The 14,357-nt window shown below is 34.4% G+C and carries 14 protein-coding genes and 1 other annotated feature; all 14 genes read right to left on the bottom strand.

Annotation, left to right across the window (positions count from 1 at the left end; genetic code table 11):
• Positions 1–3: 3 nt before the first annotated feature.
• The 14 genes from glyS to CAO17_RS05570 all read right to left on the bottom strand — a co-directional run bounded on the left by glyS (position 4) and on the right by CAO17_RS05570 (position 14,221).
• Entirely contained in the window at positions 4–2,088 is a 2,085-nt protein-coding gene (gene glyS / locus CAO17_RS05635; RefSeq protein WP_085991880.1) for a glycine--tRNA ligase subunit beta, read from the bottom strand.
• Positions 2,089–2,967, bottom strand: coding sequence for a glycine--tRNA ligase subunit alpha (glyQ, locus tag CAO17_RS05630; protein ID WP_085991879.1), 879 nt, complete (start codon positions 2,965–2,967; stop codon positions 2,089–2,091). It lies immediately after the preceding gene.
• Positions 2,968–3,028: 61 nt separating this feature from the next.
• Positions 3,029–3,200: a binding site (T-box leader), on the bottom strand.
• Positions 3,201–3,413: 213 nt separating this feature from the next.
• On the bottom strand, positions 3,414–4,157 hold the full coding sequence (gene recO / locus CAO17_RS05625) for a DNA repair protein RecO (protein ID WP_085991878.1): 744 nt from the start codon (positions 4,155–4,157) through the stop codon (positions 3,414–3,416).
• Positions 4,158–4,221: 64 nt separating this feature from the next.
• Complete coding sequence (locus CAO17_RS05620) at positions 4,222–4,368, bottom strand: YqzL family protein (RefSeq protein WP_085991877.1); 147 nt, start codon at positions 4,366–4,368, stop codon at positions 4,222–4,224.
• A gap of 100 nt (positions 4,369–4,468) precedes the next feature.
• On the bottom strand, positions 4,469–5,374 hold the full coding sequence (gene era / locus CAO17_RS05615; RefSeq protein WP_085991876.1) for a GTPase Era: 906 nt from the start codon (positions 5,372–5,374) through the stop codon (positions 4,469–4,471).
• A 280-nt stretch (positions 5,375–5,654) separates the two neighbouring features.
• Positions 5,655–6,023 (bottom strand): diacylglycerol kinase, encoded by a 369-nt coding sequence (locus CAO17_RS05610; RefSeq protein WP_245831768.1) that lies wholly within the window; start codon positions 6,021–6,023, stop codon positions 5,655–5,657.
• Positions 6,013–6,483 carry an rRNA maturation RNase YbeY gene (gene ybeY, locus CAO17_RS05605; protein ID WP_085991874.1) on the bottom strand — a complete coding sequence of 157 codons (471 nt, stop codon included), beginning with the start codon at positions 6,481–6,483 and terminating at the stop codon, positions 6,013–6,015. The genes CAO17_RS05610 and ybeY overlap by 11 nt, the downstream gene beginning before the upstream one ends.
• Position 6,484: 1 nt before the next feature.
• The gene (locus tag CAO17_RS05600) at positions 6,485–8,614 is read right to left on the bottom strand and encodes an HD family phosphohydrolase (protein WP_085991873.1); all 2,130 of its coding nucleotides are present in this window, start codon (positions 8,612–8,614) and stop codon (positions 6,485–6,487) included.
• A gap of 69 nt (positions 8,615–8,683) precedes the next feature.
• Positions 8,684–9,652 (bottom strand): PhoH family protein, encoded by a 969-nt coding sequence (locus CAO17_RS05595; protein ID WP_085991872.1) that lies wholly within the window; start codon positions 9,650–9,652, stop codon positions 8,684–8,686.
• Between the two features lie 3 nt (positions 9,653–9,655).
• On the bottom strand, positions 9,656–10,882 hold the full coding sequence (yqfD, locus tag CAO17_RS05590; protein WP_085991871.1) for a sporulation protein YqfD: 1,227 nt from the start codon (positions 10,880–10,882) through the stop codon (positions 9,656–9,658).
• Positions 10,883–10,908: 26 nt separating this feature from the next.
• Positions 10,909–11,190 carry a sporulation protein YqfC gene (yqfC, locus tag CAO17_RS05585; RefSeq protein WP_085991870.1) on the bottom strand — a complete coding sequence of 94 codons (282 nt, stop codon included), beginning with the start codon at positions 11,188–11,190 and terminating at the stop codon, positions 10,909–10,911.
• Positions 11,191–11,340: 150 nt separating this feature from the next.
• Positions 11,341–11,841 carry a hypothetical protein gene (locus CAO17_RS05580; protein WP_085991869.1) on the bottom strand — a complete coding sequence of 167 codons (501 nt, stop codon included), beginning with the start codon at positions 11,839–11,841 and terminating at the stop codon, positions 11,341–11,343.
• 33 nt (positions 11,842–11,874) lie between these two features.
• Complete coding sequence (floA, locus tag CAO17_RS05575) at positions 11,875–12,867, bottom strand: flotillin-like protein FloA (RefSeq protein ID WP_085991868.1); 993 nt, start codon at positions 12,865–12,867, stop codon at positions 11,875–11,877.
• A gap of 19 nt (positions 12,868–12,886) precedes the next feature.
• Positions 12,887–14,221 carry an NfeD family protein gene (locus tag CAO17_RS05570; protein ID WP_085991867.1) on the bottom strand — a complete coding sequence of 445 codons (1,335 nt, stop codon included), beginning with the start codon at positions 14,219–14,221 and terminating at the stop codon, positions 12,887–12,889.
• Positions 14,222–14,357 lie beyond the last annotated feature (136 nt).

The raw sequence follows: 14,357 nt of genomic DNA, 5'->3' as shown, positions 1-14,357 counted from the left end.
TTTTTATTGATGTTGCTTCCATTCAATTAAGGAAAGATCTGCATACTCTAAAATAGTATTAGCAATAGTATTTACAAGTGCTAGACGATTAGCTCGAATTTTTTCATCATCTGCCATCACCATATTATGATCAAAGAATTCATGAATAGGATTTGCTAACTTACTTAAGGAATCTAAAGCTGATTCTGCATTCGCAATTTTATTTGCTTGTTGAAAATCATCCTTAATTTCTTGTAATACCTTGTACAAGAATGATTCTGATTCTGTCTCAAATAATGTCTCATTCACTTGAAATTGATCCGCTTTCTTCGCCAAATTCAATATCCTAACTAATGCTTCCTGTATAGGCTTGAATGTTTCATCATTGCGTTTTTTCGATAATAACTTTGCTTTTTTCTCAGTATAGTTAAATACACCAATATTATTTTCAATTACAGCATGGATAACATCTGTTTCAACATTCATTTCTTTCAGTAAGAATGATGCACGTAATTTGAAGAAATCATGTAATGCATTTGAAATTTCCTCCTTATCCTGCATCTCGATATTAGTTTGCTCATAAACAGAATTTGTAATATTTAACATTGATTCTAATGAGACATTCCAATTATTCTCACTAGCAATTCTTAAAACACCTGTTGCCTGACGTCGTAATCCATATGGGTCTTGAGAACCTGTAGGGGTTAGTCCAATTGAGATACAGCCTACTATGGTATCTAATTTATCAGCAATACTTACAATCTGACCCGCCATCGTCTCTGGAAGTATTCCACTTGCTTGTTTTGGTAAATAATGCTCTCTAATAGCTTGAGCGACCTCTTTATCCTCACCAAACAAAACAGCGTATTTTTCTCCAATTATACCTTGCAGTTCAGTAAATTCATTAACCATATTTGTCATTAAATCAAATTTGCTAATTTCAGCAGTCCTTACTGCTTTTTTAGCTGTTTCATAATCAACTTCTAATAAATCACAAATTTGCTTTGTGATAGAAATTACACGATTAACTTTATCTGTATACGTTCCTAATTTTTCTTGAAAAACGACACGTTCTAGCTTTTCTAAGTACGTATTAATCGAATGTTTTTGATCTTCCTCATAGAAAAATTCTGCATCAGATAAACGTGCTCTAAGTACTTTTTCATTCCCTTTTATAACGGTTTCTAGGAATTGATTATCCCCATTTCTTACTCCAATAAAGCCAGGTAATAATTCACCATCATGTGATTTCACTGGGAAGTATCGCTGATGCTCTTTCATAGAGGTTATTAACACCTCTGATGGTAATTTCAAGTATTTGTCTTCAAACGAACCAAGGAAAACGGTTGGATATTCCACTAAATTCCGTACTTCATCTAGTAATTCCTTATCTTCTGGAATACGAAATTTCTTCTGATTTTCCAGTTCTTTAATCTGTGATAAAATCATTTGCTCTCTTTCCTTAGGGTCAGCAATGACATAATTTTCTCGTAAGACAGATACGTAGTCCTCTGGATTATTAATCATCACTTTATCACCTAAAAATCGGTGACCATATGTCCTATTTCCTGTTTGAACAGAAGCAATTTCAAACGGTACAATTTCCTTACCATATAAAGCAACAAGCCAACGAATTGGACGTGCATATCTCATTGTTTGTGTAGACCAACGCATATTTTTTCCGAACTGAATAGATTCAATAATAGTTTTAAATTCAGGTAGTAATTCCACTGATTTTTTTCCTTCAATGTGCTTTTTAACAAATATATAGGAAGTACCTTTAACTTCTTTCGTATAAATATCGTCTACTGTCTTTCCTTGTCCTTTTGTAAACCCTATGGCAGCCTTCGTCCAATCTCCATTACCATCTTTTGCAATTTTTACTGCAGGACCCTTTGCCTCTTCTTCTATCGTTTCCTGAAATTCTGCTATCCCATTAATCAATACAGCAAGTCTTCTAGGTGTTGAATAAGTAGTAATTTTTTCGAAGGAGATTCGTAAGTCATTTAACCAATCTTTTGTTTTTTCTAGTAATTGCTTCTCTGCATCATCTACAAATCGGGCAGGTAATTCTTCTAATCCAATTTCAAACAATACATCTTTTGTCATTTATTTCTCCTCCTTATTAAGCATTGGAAAACCAAGTCTTTCACGTTCTGCAACATAAGCTTTCGCAATATTTCTAGCTAATTTACGAATTCTTGAAATATATCCAGTCCGTTCTGTTACAGATATAACTCCCTTGGCATCAAGAAGATTAAATGTATGAGAACATTTCAAAACATAATCATATGCTGGAAAAACTAATCCTTTTTCCATTGTCACTTTGGCTTCCTTTTCGTACATTGTAAATAATTCAAATAACATTTCCGTGTTCGATTCCTCGAAAGTATATTTGGAATGTTCATATTCCGGTTGATAGAAAATATCATGTACTGTAACACCGTCATTCCACTCTAATTCAAAAACATTCTCCTTATCCTGAATATATGCTGCTAAACGCTCAATTCCGTAGGTTAACTCAACAGAAACAGGATTAGCCTCCAATCCTCCTATCTGCTGGAAATAGGTAAATTGTGTGATTTCCATTCCATCTAGCCAAACTTCCCAACCAAGTCCAGCCGCCCCTAATGTAGGGTTTTCCCAATTATCCTCTACAAAACGAATATCATGTTTTAAAGGATCAATTCCTAACTGCCTTAGTGAATCTAAATATAACTCCTGAATATTTTCTGGAGATGGTTTCATGATAACTTGGAATTGATGATGCTGATAAAGACGATTAGGATTTTCTCCATACCTTCCATCGTCAGGTCTTCTTGAAGGCTCTACATAAGCTACATTCCATGGCTCAGGACCTAAACTTCTTAGCAAGGTCATCGGTGACATCGTACCCGCACCTTTTTCTACATCATAGGCTTGCATCAGAATACAGTTTTTCTCAGACCAATATTTTTGAAGTGTTAAAATCATGTTCTGGATATTCATCTATCTTATACCTCCAATTGTTTTATTAATAGTAAAAGCCGTCCCTATGCTAGTTAAACAGCATAGGGACGGCTTTTACCGCGGTTCCACCCTAATTGCTCTATTAAAATAGAGCCACTTTATATCAATTGCTCCAGAGCGCCTTTCTCAACCTTTCTACTATCCAGCTCACACCATCCCGGACTCGCTAAGAATAGAATGCAGTAGATACTCTTCTCTTTCTTCGCAATTTCCTATTTTTATTAGAATTATCGTAGGTTAACTAGCTATAAGACCACCCACTTCAAGGTTTTAGGTGGATCAATGAAGATAAGTGAAAATCAACAGCCAGTAAACACCCAATTCGCTCCATTAACATTCAGTGAAAGAAGTAAATCCTCTCACTGAATGAAGTTTCACTTTATGTACAAATAATACTTTATCCCATTCAGAATGTCAATAAAAGCCTATTTAAACATATCTAACTGATTTAAAAACTTTCTAGATTTAATATAATAACCCCCATACCGCTCATAATATGTATCTAATAATCGACGAAGCATTTTTTTGTTCTCATCTTTTACAGAAATGGAACCTACTCTTTCAAGTTCCACCTTAGAAAAAATATATAAAAGTCTTACTAATGAATTGGAAAGCCGAAACGCATCAGGATCTAATTGCATACATCGCCTGCATAATAAACCACCTTCTACAACCGAAAATACAAATGGCTGCTCTTTATTTCCACAGTTAGTACAGCAATCTACAACAGGGGCAATCCCGCCTTTTTGATATAACTTCATTTCGAGCATCATGACAGGGATTTCTGCTTCCTCATTATTAGAAATATAATCCATAGTATGCTGTAACTGTTCAAAAAGGTAAATATCACTTTGCTTTTCCTCAATCAATTTATCAACTACTTCCATGATAAAAGCAGAATAAGCTGTTTTTACAATGTCTTCACGAATCAAACGATACGAATCAATGATTTCTCCTTGCTGAATCGTGCTAAGCCCCTTATTGATGTAAATAAAAAATTGAGCATAAATGAAAGGCTGCGTTACAGCAGCCATTCTACTTTTTGGCTTTTTTGCACCTCTAGCTAATGCCGTGAATTTACCGAGTTTTTTACTGTAAATCGTTACAATCTTATGTGTCTCTCCATAGTCTCTTTCTTTCATTACAAATCCATCAATTTTTTCAAGCACACCGCTTCACCTTTCCCAATTACCATATATGAACCTGAATTAGCAAGTGCTTGAGTAAGTTACATTATAAATTTGTTTCAAGTGGTGATTCTTCTTCATTTTCCTTCATACTATAATTAGTGTGGCCTTGCTCAGATTCTAATTCTTTATACAACAAATATGTCTCAATATCGCCTGTTTGACTAAAAAGTTTCCATGTAAGGTCGATCATGAAAAAACCACCTTTCCTAAAGTTTAAATAATGTAACTGTACCCTTAGCTTGACCCACACTTTCATAATCATAAGTATTAAAATTTACCATGTTTACTAATTAATACTCATCTTTGCGAAAACCATATTCATTTAGTTGACTCTGTTTATTTCTCCAATCCTTGTTCACCTTTACCCATAATTCTAAATAAACTTTAGATCCAAGTAATGCTTCGATATCCTTTCGTGCCTTTTTGCCAATTTCTTTTAACATGCTTCCTTGCTTACCAATTAATATTCCTTTTTGCGTTTTTCTCTCGGTCACAATGGTTGCTTGAATAAAGATAGCATTCGAATCTCTTTTCTCTAAATTTTCCATTATTACTGCAATCGAATGTGGTACTTCTTCTCTTGTTAACTCCAATACCTTCTCTCTTATTAATTCCGTAATAATAAATCGTTCAGGATGGTCCGTAATTTGCTCCTCTGGATAAAACTGTGGCCCTTCTGGCAAATGATTTTTCAACCCTTCTAATAAGAGAGTTACGTTATTCCCTTCTAATGCAGATATAGGAATAACCTCTTCAAAATCTACCTTATCCTTATATTGTTCAATTAGCGGAAGTAATTCCTCTGGGTGAACCAAGTCAATTTTATTTATAATTAAGAAAACAGGGCTTTTAACTTTTTCGAGGAGATCCATAATAAATTGATCACCCTTACCGTAACCTTCTTTTGCATTTATCATAAATAGAACGGCATCAACTTCATTTAATGTATTTTCAGCAACCTGTACCATGAAATCCCCTAACCGGTGTTTCGGTTTATGGATACCAGGTGTATCGATAAAAATCATTTGTGCGTCATCTGTTGTTAGAACACCTTGAATTTTATTTCGTGTTGTTTGTGGTTTATCACTCATTATGGCGATTTTTTGTCCAATGACTCGATTTAAAAATGTAGATTTCCCTACATTCGGTCGACCAATAATAGCAATAAAGCCAGATTTATAATTCGTAATTTCCATATTGAATCCTCCAGGACGTTATGTGTCTTTTTCTGTAATGTAATTAATACATATAATACTACAATTTCTTATTAGTTTCATACATTCGACAAAAGCTATTAAAAGTTTCTTTCCTTCTATAAAATAACACGTTATTCGCATAACATGCAGAAATGGATTACCTTTGTAGCGAAAATCAACATATTGCCAAAGGAGTCAAGTTAAAACGTATTATAGATTTTATCACAAAACAACCTTCCAAAAATAACCAATTAAAATAAGATAAGCCTTTTTTGCTGGCTTACCTTATAAAGATTTCATATAATTCGGGTAAAAAAATAATAATACCAATTATTACCGCAAAAATGGCTGACAAAAGTACTGCCGCTGCGGCTACATCTTTTATCACTCCAGCTACCGGATGGTATTCTGGTTTTATAAAATCAATCATTTTCTCGACTGCACTATTAATAATTTCTGCAACTAATACAAATGCTATAACGAGCATAACTATCGCCCATTTGATTAGAGTTATTTGTAAAACTACACTAACAATAATCACCAAAATGGCAGCGCATAAGTGAATGCGAAAATTAAATTCAGTTTTGTATATTTCCTTTAATCCATTCCAAGCATAGATAAAACCAATTTTTTTCCTCTTACCTTTCAAGACCAAATTCACCTAAAATTGCTTCCTGTCTTCCAAACATCCTTTTTTCATCTTCTTCGGTCATATGATCATAACCTAATAAATGAAGAAACCCATGAACGGCTAAAAATCCAATTTCCCTTTCGAAGGAATGATTATAATCTTCTGCCTGCTCCTTAGCCTTTTCAACAGAAATAACAATGTCTCCCAATGTAAGGGGCAAATTCACTTCGTCATCATTTATATCCATTTCACCTTCAACTGTTTCTTGCATAGCAAAGGAGATAACATCTGTTGGCGTATTTTTCTGCCGGTAGTTTCGATTTATTTCTTGTATTTCTTTATTATCAACGAAATTCACAGACATTTCAGCCTCACTTAAAACATTTTCCTCCTTAGCTGCAAATTGAAGTAGACGATACAATAAATCAATTATATCCTCTTTGATTGTTTTAGTATTATCGTGAAAGTCTATATTCATTTTATTTATCCTCCTCCATTGGATATTGTATTCTAGAGTGAAATATTCCCTTAAGTGTTTCACAAATTGTATTTTGTACAACTTTTAATTCCTTGAGTGTTAACGGACTTTCATCCAATTGATTATCCATCATTCGGTCATTAATAATGGACGATACAAGATTTTCTATTTTTTCTTCAGTAGGCTCCTTTAAGCTTCTAACAGCAGCTTCAACAGAATCACAGATACAAATAATAGCTGCTTCTTTTGATGCAGGCTTAGGTCCTGGGTATCTAAAATCAGATTCTTTTACATGTTTATTATTATCTTTTTCCTTAAAATAAAAGTATTTTAATAACGAAGTTCCATGATGTTGCATTGCGATATCAATAATTTCTTTAGGAAATTGATATTTTCTTAAATATTCCGCACCATCATAGGGATGGCTAATTATTATTTTAGCACTCATGATAGGATCAATAAAATCATGTGGATTTCTAGTCGACAATTGATTTTCAACAAAGTAATTTGGCTTCGTTGTTTTCCCTATGTCATGATAATATGCACCAACTCTAGCTAATAAGCCATTTGCTCCTACCGCTTCACAAGCAGTCTCACTTAAATTAGCAACCATTATTGAATGATGATACGTACCCGGAGCTTCGGTTAATATTTTTTTAAGTAAAGGATGACTCGGATTAGATAGTTGTAATAATTTTACATCAGATATCATATTCAATATCGTTTCAAAAAACGGTAATAAGCCTATCGTTAGTACAACGGATAGTAGAGATGAAATCAATGCTAATATTGACTGAATAAATAAATCCTGCAGTGCATATTTTTCAATAGAAAGAAATAAAAATGATAGTACCACTGTTAGATTAACTACACCTACACCAAAACAAGACATTAAAATAGTGGTACGGTCCTTGACATTCGTTAGAAAATAAACTGCTGCTACTTGGGAGAATAGTAAATAGATTCCAGCCTCTACATTTAGGTATCCAACTATTTCATGATTAAAAATAAGACTACCTATAATGGCATAAAATATGGATAATATAAAGGCAATCCGTTCATTGATGAGTAATTTCAAAAGAAGTGCACTAGTTGCAATCGGTACAAGATAAAATAATTGACTATATTCTTGAATAAATAAACTTACAATTTTCATCAAGACAATACTAAGAATAGAAACAATAATTACAGTTATAATCTTAGCTTGATTTAATTTATTATTCCTGTCTAATAAGTTCATCTCAAATACTAACACAGAACATAATAATATGATTAATAAAGCTAAACCAATAATTGGAAGAACATTACGCTGCCCATCTAGAACACCAACTAATTCTAAATTATCATATATCTCATCTGTAATCGTTTGACCTTCATGGACAATTACTTCTCCAGCTGTTATCATTACTGGTTCTACTCTGCTAGCTGCTTCTTTTCGTGCCTCCATCGTTTGTTCCACATCAAAAAATGAATTCTCGACAACAAGAAATTCACTTAGATTCTGTAAAGGCTCTTTTAAGTCCTCGTATAGTGTAGAATTTTTAATACTTTCTCCTATCTTAGCTTTTGCTGTTTGTAAATTTTCTGTTCGAACACCGTTATTAAATGTTTCCTCTAAATTACGAAGTAGAAAATGGAGTCCAATTTCCCGTTCCCTTTTAGGTATTTGCATTAATTGCAATAGTGTTTCATCACTTATATTTTCCGTTATTTCCTTTGATAATAGCTCCTTTAATTTCCGAACGCTTTCTTGACCTGTTGTTTGATTTTCTTCCTCCGTTGATTCTGCCTCACCATTTTCATTATCTAAAGTTGAAATAGCATCAAAAATCTCATTTGCATAACTAATCTGCTCTATCGTTATCTCATTATGTATGTCGTATCGATCTACTACCGATTGAACAGTTTCTCGAATTTTTCGCTTTGTTTCCTGTTCATCCTCCAAACTAATTGGTGAACGAATGGTTTCTGTAGCGATACTAAATCTTTCTATATCATATGTCTCTGTAGATATATTATTAACTGTGACCAAAAAGGTGACTACACCTAACAAAAAGACAGTAGGAAAAATCAACCATCTTGGTTTTACCTTTTTAAATGGAAAAATTGACCATCCAGAATTTCTTTTCATTTGTTTCACACCTATTCACGATTTCAGAGACAGAAATAAGACCCATTTATTTGGGTCTTACTTTAATTATTAATATCTGGAATCACTTTTTTCATATGCTTCAATGATTTTTTGAACTAATGGGTGTCTAACTACATCAGATTGATTCAAATAGATAAAAGATATACCATCTACATTTGTCAATAACTCTTCTGCAACCTGCAGACCAGACATTGCTCCTTTTGGTAAGTCTATTTGCGTAATATCACCAGTAATAACCATTTTTGAACCAAAGCCTAATCTTGTTAAAAACATCTTCATTTGTGCTGTTGTCGTATTTTGAGCTTCATCTAAAATGACAAAAGCATCATCTAGTGTTCTACCACGCATATATGCGAGCGGGGCTATTTCAATAGTTTCTCTTTCAATTAATCGTAAGGTATGTTCCGCACCTAGAACATCGTGCAGTGCATCATATAATGGTCTTAAATAAGGATCAACTTTTTCTTTCAGATCACCTGGAAGAAAACCTAAACTCTCTCCAGCTTCAACGGCGGGCCTTGTTAATATAATTCGTTTTACTTCACCTTTTTTCAAGGCATTAACTGCCATCACAACCGCTAAATACGTTTTTCCAGTACCCGCTGGCCCAATACCAAACACAAGATCATTGTTCTTAATTGCGGAAATATAGCTTTTTTGACCTAGTGTTTTTACACGAATTGATTTACCCTTAACATTTTTAGTAATTTCATCTTCAAAGAGTGTTTCAAGTTGATTTATTTTACCTTCTTTAGCTAAATCAACTGCATAAACAATATCACGCTCGGAAATTGTAATCCCCTTTCGAACTACTGTAAGAAGGGTTGTTAAAATATTTTGAACCAGCGTGATTGCCTTCGCTTCACCTGATACACTTACTAATTCTCCCCTTGACACAATGGAAACATTTAATTTTTTTTCTAATAATTTAAGATGTTTATCATTTGTACCAAATAAAGCTAAGGCTTCGTTTGGATTTGCTACATGCAAATCAATTTCCGTTAAATTTTCAGACATAAACTAATCTCCTTGATTTATAGGTTGTCCACGTGCAATATTTTCCTCTACTGTAAGATATAAGGTTAATTTTACTTTACCATGGTCCATAGATTCATGCAAAACTTTTTCAGATAATATTTTTGCATCGGGACCTAATTCTAACAATAAATCAGATTTAGCTTGCTTTATCCCCAATTTAATCGCCTCTTCTTGTGTTCTTTCTCCTTGAAGATATTTTTTCTCACTAAGTACTGTATCCACTATTTTTATTGGTAATTCCCATCTTAAAAAATTTATTGGTTTTTCATTAATCTCATAATGAATTGCATCAAAGTCAGGATTACGAAATCCCCATATAGGTAATCGAAAATCCCCCAGTTCAAGGAAATACTTCTTTTCTTTATTCCCTGTTAATTTTTCATAATTATATTGTAATGGAACAGTAGCTTTTACTTCATACCAAGTTTGTGCTGTAATCTCACCTTCTGCCGCCACATAATCAACTGCCTTCTCCTTCTTTTCCTCATCCTCTTGATCACTTTTGTCCTCATTCCCATTGATTTCACCTGATACAAGTAAATCACCTTGTTCCACATAATCATTGACTTGAACCATGGGCTGTCCTTTTGCAACATACATATTTTTGATAACACCTTTTTTTGTGGCTATTAAGTTTCTGGGCCCACTTCTCTGCTCTTCTTTTACAATGACCTTTTCTACTCCTTCTAAATAATAGGTTGTCCCTTTTTGATCGACACCTACCCATAATAATTCTGGAACATCTTCCACTAATTTTTGCTGGATAGTATTGGGAGACTCTAATGAGAATATCCATGCCCCTCGGTGAATACCATATCTATCCAGCTGTTTCTCTATTTTTTCTTCTATTTCTTTAGGAACATTCGTTATTTCAATTTTCCATAGAATATTAGATAAGAATAATGCCAATAATATACTTAACGTAAGAGCAACCAGCAATGGTTTTTTTCGTATAAACCGTTTATAAAGAAAAGGATACCCTTTTCTTTTGGTAAAGGATAGCTTATATTCAGTTCTTCTTATTAATTTTCTTACTTCTTTAATATCTGCTATTTTAATATTACCTTCACAAGTATCCTGTTCTAACTTTCTAATATTCCAAACGGTAATACCTCTTTTTGTACACATTTGAAAAAATAATTCAGGGTTATTTCCTTTAACTACAATGGTTACATATCCTGTGAAAAAAGTGCCTTGTACCTGTCTCATTTCTTCCTCCTAAAACTCTGAATATATTAATCTGGCAAAAATGTAATGTCAGTGATAGTACCTTCCAGTAATATTTCCTCTGGAAGCATCATTTTTAATACAAAAGAATTTCCCTTTATTTGTACATATCCTTTATTCACTTTTAATTTAAGCTCCGTATCAGAATAGGTTGCTAATCCCTGATGATTTTCAATGTACACATGAATTTGTCCAATGACTGTTATTCTTGGTAACTCGAGAATAACATCAGAAGGAAGTGCAAAAGAGTTAATTAATAATGATTGGATACGCTGTTGCAATTTCTTCACGTATGCATCCCCCTCTCACATACATAGTATGAATGTATTAAAGAGATAAGAACATCACATTTCAATTTGAACACAAAATTTCTCGGTACAAAAAAAGCTATTAACAGCAATAAGCTTATGCTTATCCGTTAATAGCTTTTCTTTTAATGTTTATTTCATCTGACGTTTTTGTATAACATTCCGATACGGACTTCTTCCACGCGGTGACCCTAGAACCTCTGACATAATAATCCCTTGTATTAACCCTTTCCCCTTTAAATTCGTACCTATTTGCCTTTTTAGCTCCTTTTGTTCCTTGGAGTAATTATGACTAGATAAGCCCGCTAAATTTTCATTAATCATGGGGTTCTCTGTATTATCATCTAAGGGCTGGTTCGCGTTTGTTTTTAATCGACTCGCCAATCGCTCCATCTGTTGCTGTTGTTGTTCTTCGACCGTCATAGTCATTGTCGGACTAGATTGATTTATTGGTTTAGAATGACTGTCTGCCCTCTGGTTCCTATTTGAAGGAGTTTCGGGGCGCATCGGTCGATTTGATTGTTTTTTCTTTTGATCTTCTCCAGAATTATTTCTAAAAAATCCAATAATACCGGAAATGACAATAAGAATTAAAAAGAAATTACTAAAAATCGCTTCGAATAACCCCTCCATTAAACTCCTCCTTCATTAATAAAAAATAATTTATTAGTTATCATTATTATCATCATTTTCTTTTGTTAACTTACCAATAGTGTCACGCATATCTGTATCTGCATTGATATTTTGATAGTTTAAGTAGTCCATAACTCCCATTTTCCCAGAACGCAAAGCCTCTGCCAATGCTTGTGGTACATCCGCTTCTGCTTCAACAACTTTTGCACGCATTTCTTGAGTACGAGCAACCATTTCTTGTTCTTGAGCAACAGCCATGGCACGACGTTCTTCTGCCTTAGCTTGCGCAATATTTTTGTCTGCTTCCGCTTGGTCTGTTTGCAGGATTGCACCAATATTTTTACCAATATCTACATCAGCGATATCAATAGATAGGATTTCAAACGCCGTACCTGCATCTAGCCCCTTAGCTAATACTGTGTGAGAAATGGAATCCGGATTTTCTAAAACCTGTGCATGTGTTTCAGAACTACCAATGGTACTTACTACCCCTTCACCAACACGTGCTATAATAGTTTCCTCACCGGCACCCCCGACAAGTCTGTCGATATTTGCACGAACGGTTATTCTTGCTTTTGCTTTTACTTCTATCCCGTCCATAGCAATACCAGCAATGAATGGGGTTTCAATAACTTCTGGATTGACACTCATTTGTACAGCTTCTAATACATCACGACCTGCTAAGTCAATAGCAGCAGCACGTTCAAATGTTAACTCAATATTAGCACGGTGTGCAGCAATTAAGGCATTAACAACTCGGTCCACATTACCACCTGCCAAGTAGTGGCTTTCCAACTGATTGATTTTTACATTAAGACCAGCCTTATGAGCTTTAATCAACGGATTAATGACTCTACTCGGCACAACTCGTCGCAAGCGCATACCTACCAGCGTGAAAATACTAACTCTAACCCCTGCAGCTAATGCACTAATCCACAATGCTACTGGAATAAAAGTAAATAGTACAACAACTGCAATTAGAATGACCGCTATGATGATAAGCGGCATTAAATCTGTAAAATTCATTTAAACTCCTCCTATTATTTTATTTTCTTCTAACCACAACGCGAGAGCCCTCTACTTTAACCACTTTGATAGGACTATCTTTATCAATGAAACTTCCTTCTGAGACTACATCAATTCTTTCCCCTTTAAATTCACCAATACCTGAAGGACGTAATGTAGTGAGCGCGATACCTTCCATCGTCAAAAGGTCGTCCCTACTTGCAGACGATACATAACCTAATTCTGTTTCCGTGGAGTCCCTTAGTATAATATGTCTAAAAACACCTTTATCCAAACCTATCCTTCTAAATAGGATAACACTAGTTATAATTGCTACAAGAAATGCTATCCCGATACTCATTGACATTTGACCAATATCATATCCTGACATTAATAATGCTCCTAGAATTGATCCAATACCTAGTAGACCCAATATACCTCCAGGAACAAAAAACTCAACTATAATTAGGATTATCCCTAAAACTAGTAGTACTAGCGCCTCCATACCTGCTAAGCCTGCAACTATGTGTCCATAGAAAAAGAGAATTAATGCTGTTAAGCCCATAATTCCTGGTATTCCAAATCCAGGAGAATAGAGCTCTACAATAAGTCCTAAACTTGCCAAAGACAAGAGAATAGAATATACAACCGGATTGGTTAAAAATCTAGCTATTTCTTCAGCTAAGGTAGGTTCTGTTTCAATAATTCTAGCCTCTGATAAGCCTAACTTATGAAGCAATTCGACACGATCATCTACAATACCTTCTGCATATCCAATTTCAAGTGCATCATTTGGATTAAGTGTAAGGAATTCTCCCTCGGGTGCTCCGTATTCAGGTAAGTGTATACTTGGATCGGCCATAGCCTCAGCAAAAATTGGGTCCCTCCCCTTTGATTCTGCAGCCGCAATCATTTTCTCCTTCCATGCTGATTGTGCCTTTTTATCAGCAGCAGTTCCGTCACCCGTGATTACTCCACTAGCCCCCATTGTTGCATGTGATACAAAGTATATATTATCTGTATTTAATGCGATGTAAGAACCGGCAGATAAGGCCTCATTAATGATGAAGGAAGTAGTAGGTATTTCTAAATTTTGTATAATTGTTGCAATCTGTCCGGCTGAATCTACCCGTCCACCAGGTGTGTCAATCTCAAAAATAATATGATCTGCACCAGAACCAATTGCTTCTGAAGTTGTTCTCTCTAAAAATGCCTGCAAGCCTCGTTCTACTTCTCGCTCGATTGGAATGAAATAAACTAATTTCCCCCTACTATCCTCTGATTCGGCATTGATTACATGATTTGTGCTAAAACCAAAAAAAATACATATCATTGCAATTAATACTATGTATGGGGTGGACCATTTTTTCAGCATTTTATTTACACCTCCTTTTCCATCATAATACGTATACGGTATGTATAAAGAAAGGTTTCATTTATTTATTATTTTTATGATATACTACATGAAACCTTTGAAAATATTCACTATGTCAGTCATATTACAGCCTTGA

The organism is Oceanobacillus senegalensis (genome assembly GCF_900176885.1).
Classification (GTDB): Bacteria; Bacillota; Bacilli; order Bacillales; family Amphibacillaceae; genus Oceanobacillus; species Oceanobacillus senegalensis.
Note: the sequence above shows the minus strand (reverse complement) of the source record. Positions and strands in the feature narration are given on the sequence as shown.

What these genes read in the sequence shown, in the direction of transcription:
- floA (WP_085991868.1), bottom strand. Translation starts at nt 12,867, where the DNA reads ATGAATTTTACAGATTTAATGCCGCTTATCATCATAGCGGTCATTCTA.
- CAO17_RS05570 (WP_085991867.1), bottom strand. Translation starts at nt 14,221, where the DNA reads ATGCTGAAAAAATGGTCCACCCCATACATAGTATTAATTGCAATGATA.
- ybeY (WP_085991874.1), bottom strand. Translation starts at nt 6,483, where the DNA reads ATGAATATAGACTTTCACGATAATACTAAAACAATCAAAGAGGATATA.
- CAO17_RS05600 (WP_085991873.1), bottom strand. Translation starts at nt 8,614, where the DNA reads ATGAAAAGAAATTCTGGATGGTCAATTTTTCCATTTAAAAAGGTAAAA.
- glyS (WP_085991880.1), bottom strand. Translation starts at nt 2,088, where the DNA reads ATGACAAAAGATGTATTGTTTGAAATTGGATTAGAAGAATTACCTGCC.
- CAO17_RS05595 (WP_085991872.1), bottom strand. Translation starts at nt 9,652, where the DNA reads ATGTCTGAAAATTTAACGGAAATTGATTTGCATGTAGCAAATCCAAAC.
- yqfD (WP_085991871.1), bottom strand. Translation starts at nt 10,882, where the DNA reads ATGAGACAGGTACAAGGCACTTTTTTCACAGGATATGTAACCATTGTA.
- CAO17_RS05620 (WP_085991877.1), bottom strand. Translation starts at nt 4,368, where the DNA reads ATGATCGACCTTACATGGAAACTTTTTAGTCAAACAGGCGATATTGAG.
- CAO17_RS05580 (WP_085991869.1), bottom strand. Translation starts at nt 11,841, where the DNA reads ATGGAGGGGTTATTCGAAGCGATTTTTAGTAATTTCTTTTTAATTCTT.
- glyQ (WP_085991879.1), bottom strand. Translation starts at nt 2,967, where the DNA reads ATGAATATCCAGAACATGATTTTAACACTTCAAAAATATTGGTCTGAG.
- era (WP_085991876.1), bottom strand. Translation starts at nt 5,374, where the DNA reads ATGGAAATTACGAATTATAAATCTGGCTTTATTGCTATTATTGGTCGA.